The organism is Bradyrhizobium macuxiense (assembly GCF_001542415.1).
GTDB classification, from domain to species: Bacteria; Pseudomonadota; Alphaproteobacteria; order Rhizobiales; family Xanthobacteraceae; genus Bradyrhizobium; species Bradyrhizobium macuxiense.
The window spans coordinates 1-3,875 of sequence record NZ_LNCU01000082.1 but is presented as its reverse complement, the minus strand read 5'-3'; the positions used below and the strand labels follow the sequence as shown (position 1 = coordinate 3,875).

General features: G+C 66.2%; 2 protein-coding genes. Both read left to right on the top strand.

The window, feature by feature from the left end; all coding sequences use genetic code 11:
* A partial coding sequence (locus AS156_RS24175) for a PAS domain S-box protein (protein ID WP_136626419.1) occupies positions 1-2,484 on the top strand: 2,484 nt, incomplete at its 5' end.
* Positions 2,485-2,764: 280 nt separating this feature from the next.
* Positions 2,765-3,868: an ISAs1 family transposase gene (locus tag AS156_RS24170; protein ID WP_066499663.1), complete on the top strand. Its 1,104-nt coding sequence runs from the start codon at positions 2,765-2,767 to the stop codon at positions 3,866-3,868.
* Positions 3,869-3,875: the final 7 nt, after the last annotated feature.

Sequence of the window (3,875 nt, the reverse complement as noted above, 5' to 3'; positions counted from 1 at the left end):
CCGTCGCCCGCGAAGGCGCCGTCCTGGCTCGACGAGCCCCTGCCCAGCACGCGGCGGCATCCGCTGCGCTTCATGTGGCAGATGGACCATGAGGGTCGTTTCTCGCTCGGCTCGGATGAATTCACCCGCCTGATCGGCATGCACACGGCGGCCGGATTCGGCCGGCTTTGGAGCGAGATCGCGGAGATCTTCGGGATCGATCCCGAGGGCCGCGTGATGCAGGCGTTCGCCACGCACAGCACCTGGAGCGGCATCACGCTCAGCTGGCCGGTCGACGGCGGCGGCCGGCTGCCGGTCGAATTGTCGGGTCTGCCGGTGTTCGATCGCAATCGGACCTTCGCCGGCTATCGTGGCTTTGGTGTGTGTCGCGATCTCGACGGGCTTGCGCGACTAGCCGCGTTGCGCCGCTATGAGTTCTTCAGCGGCCCGGCCGTGCCGCAATCGCTGTCGGCGAGCGCCGCACAAGCAGCGCCTCGCGTAGACGCGCCGCCCGCAGCCGCGGGGCCGGCGCCTGAAACTCCTCCGCCCGTCGCGGAGCCGCCGCCGGATACGAACGCACCACCACCGATCGAGGAATTGACCGAGCCGAAAGCATCCGAGACTTCACACCAAGCCGATCTGGAACCAGCCGTGGAAACGCCCCAGGATACGCGCCAGGATGTGCGCGACGAGACACCACCGAATGTGGTGCCGTTCCGCCTCGCCGGTGACACACGGCCGCCGTCGCTGACGCCGGTCGAGAACAACGCCTTCAACGAACTGGCCCGCCAATTGTCGGCACGGCTCGAGAGCGAAGCGGGCATCACGACGACAACGGAACGGCGCGAGAGCGAGACGGATGCGGAGCAGCCGCAGGCAACCGAGCGTGCATCCGCGAGCGAACCGCCGCGCGAACAACACGCTGACACCGCGAAGGCCCAATGGCTGGCACAGGCGGAGCCGCCGCCGCGCGCCGAATCCAGACGCGACCGCGCGCTGCTCGACCTGCTGCCGGTCGGCATCCTGATCTACCGGCTCGACCGCCTGCTCTATGCCAACGCCGCGTTCCTCGCGCGCATGGGCTATGACAGCCTGCATGCGCTGGAAGCCGCCGGTGGGCTCGACGCGCTCTATGTCGAGCCTGGCGTCTCGCGGGCGAGCAGCAGCTCGGGCTCCGGCACGCAGGTCACGATCTCGACGAACCAGGGCTCCGAGCCGCACGCGCAGCCAGTGTCGGCGGATGCGCGGCTGCACACCATCTCCTGGGACGACGACTCCGCGCTGGCGCTGATCTTCTCGCGCACGCATGACGAGGATGCGGCGATTGCAGCTGCGCTGTCGGCGGAGGACGCCACCCCCGAGCCGGTCGTGGCGCCCGCGCCGCCGCAGGCCGGCCACGCCGATGCCGAAGAGCTCGGTGCAATCCTCGACACCGCGGCCGAAGGCATCATCATGTTCGACGCCGAGGGCAACATCCATTCCTGCAACCGCAGCGCGGAGGCGCTGTTCGGCTATGACGGCGACGAATTCATCACGCACAATCTCGCCGACCTGTTCGCGCCGGAGAGCCGGCACGAGATTTTCCAGTATCTCGCCAGCCTGAAATCGGCCGGCGTCGCCAGCCTGCTCGATCACGGCCGCGAGACGCTCGGGCGCGTGCGCCAGGGCGGCATCATCCCGCTGTCGGTGACGATGGGCCGTACCCGCGCCGACGGGCCGAACTTCTTCGCGGTGTTCCGCGACCTCACGCAGGCCAAGAAGAGCGAAGGCGAATTGCGCGAGGCGCGACGGCTTGCGGAACGCGCCGCGAACGGCACGTCCGACATGCTGGCGCGGATCAGCCACGAGCTGCGCACGCCGCTCAATGCCATCATCGGCTTTGCGGAAGTCATGATCGGCGAGCGCTTCGGCGCGCTCGGCAACGAGCGCTATGTCGAATACATGAAGGACATCCGCGCGTCCGGCGAACGGGTGATCGCCATCGTCAACGACCTGCTCGACCTCGCGCGGATCGAAACCGGCAAGCTCGACCTCGCCTTCACCAACCAGAACCTCAACGAGATGGTGGAGAGCTGCGTCGCGGTGATGCAGCCGCAGGCCAACCGCGAACGCATCATCATCCGCACCTCGCTCGCACATACGCTGCCGCCGGTGATCGCCGATGCGCGCGCGCTGCGCCAGATCACGCTGAATTTGATCGGCAGCTCGATCCATCTCGCCAATGCCGGCGGCCAGGTGATCGTCTCGACCGCGCTGTCGGATTTCGGCGAGGTGATGCTGCGGGTGCGCGACACCGGCCAGAGCCTCAACGACAACGAGGTCGCCGCCGCACTCGAGCCGTTCCGCGCGCCGACACCCTCCGATCACACCGGCTCCGGCGGCGTCAGCCTGTCGCTGACGAAAGCGCTGGTTGAAGCCAACCGCGCCAAATTCCAGATCCGAACCGGCGGCCGTTCCGGCACGCTGATCGAAGTGGTGTTCTCGCACGCAACCGCGCGGGTGTGAGGTGACGCGCATGACGCCTTGCGCGTAAGGGAGCCACCAGCGGAGGCTCCCCCCTTGTGGGGGAGGGCTGGGGAGAGGGGTACCACACGGCGCGCTCTCTCCAATTGCATTTGAACACCATGCGACCGGGATTGTGAGAGCTTAACTTCACCCAAGCATCTCGCCCGGGACCACCCCTCCCCCACAAGGGCAGGGGAATCGCATATGGATTTACGCCGGCTATTGCATTGGAGAGCAAGAGAGATTCTGAAGACAACTCCTGGGTCAAGAAGGGGGTCGGATGCGCCAATTCAAGAAGGTTTTTGGTCGATTGCCGGACCCGCGGGCGGCCAATGCGAGGCACGATCTTTTGGAGGTGCTGGTCATCGCGCTGGCAGCAACGCTGTGCGGAGCGGAATCGTGCTCGGACATGGCGGACTTCGGAGCAGCGAAGGAGGAGCTGTTGCGGCTCTTCCTTCGGTTGGAGCATGGCATCCCGAGCCACGACACATTCAGCCGGGTTTTCCGCCTGCTCAAGCCACAAGCCTTCGAGAAGGTTTTCCGTCGTTTCATGGCGGCTTTTGCCAAAGCCAACGGGCTCAAGCTCACCGGAGTGGTGGCCGTCGACGGCAAGGCGTTGCGCGGCGCCTACGAGCGCGGCGGCAAAGCCACGCCGCTGCATCTGGTCAACGTCTTTGCGGTGGATGCCCGCATGGCTTTGGCTCAGCAGAAAGCGCCTGGTCGCAACGAGACGGCAGGCGCCTTGGAAGTGTTGGACCTTCTCAGTCTGGAGGGCTGCATCGTTACCGCCGATGCCCTGCATTGCAGCCGCGCCTTTGCCAGCGCCGTGCTGGAGCGAGGTGGCAATTACACTCTGGCGATCAAAGCCAACCGCGGCCCCCTGTTCAAGGCGGTTACGCAACAATTTGCGCGATCGGGCAGGCGCAGCAGTGCCGAGCAGATCGACCCCTCCAGCCACGATCGGCACGAGGCGCGGCGCGCCACCATCATGCGCAACACCAGCCTGGCTGCGCACCACGACTTCCCCGGCGTCGCAGCGGTGGGGCGCATCACCTCGCGCAGGCGTCTGCGAGGCCACCGGGCCGATGCACCGGTTGTACGCCACTATCTCTTGTCCAAATACATCTCCCCCAAGCGGCTGCTGCACATCACCCGCAGTCATTGGGGCATCGAGAACCAGCTCCATTGGGTGCTCGACGTCCATTTCGCCGAGGACGGCAATCGCGCGCGAAAGGACCATGCTCCCGAGAACCTCGCTACCCTGCGCAGGCTCGCACTCAATATCCTGCGAGCTCACCCCGACCGCGCCTCCATCCGGCGCAAAATCAAGCGCGCCGGATGGGATCATGCCTTTTTCCTCGGCATGCTCGGTCATATGCGATAGCCCTGCC

Excerpts from the sequence above, each read along its gene's own strand:
- AS156_RS24170 (WP_066499663.1), top strand. The coding sequence starts at position 2,765 with ATGCGCCAATTCAAGAAGGTTTTTGGTCGATTGCCGGACCCGCGGGCG.